Raw genomic sequence first — 489 nt, 5'->3', positions numbered from 1 at the left:
TATTTGGTTCCGTAGCTCGATATGGCCGTCTGTAGTGCACCTTTGTTCCGCTAACGGTTGAGGTAGCTGGTGGGTCGTCGCCTTTCGCCGCGCGCTTGTCGCTTCCCGCCAACTGCTCGAAGCAAACCGCGCCTCCAAACATCCACGACAATGTATCCGTTGATGCGATGGTGGGAAGAAGTATGTGTACCGAATAACTCTAGAAACTAGATGCGTCCGGCGCTCCACGAGTCGAATAACTCCAGAAACTAGAGTTACAGCGATGCGTCGGGCGGTCCACGAGTCGAATAACTCCAGAAACTAGAGTTACAGCGATGCGTCGGGCGGTCCGCGAGTCGAATAACTCTAGAAACTAGAGTTGCTGGACAGCCCAGCTAATCGCCCGATCACACGCCCGCGGTACCTATCTCTGCCCGGTCGTCCGCAACCCGATCACACGTCCGCAGTAGCTGCTCCGCCCGGTCATCCGCCGCCCGCTCCTGCGGCGCG

The sequence above is a fragment of the Paenibacillus sp. 598K genome, from assembly GCF_003851045.1.
In the GTDB taxonomy this organism is placed as follows: Bacteria; Bacillota; Bacilli; order Paenibacillales; family Paenibacillaceae; genus Paenibacillus_D.
Note: the sequence above shows the minus strand (reverse complement) of the source record.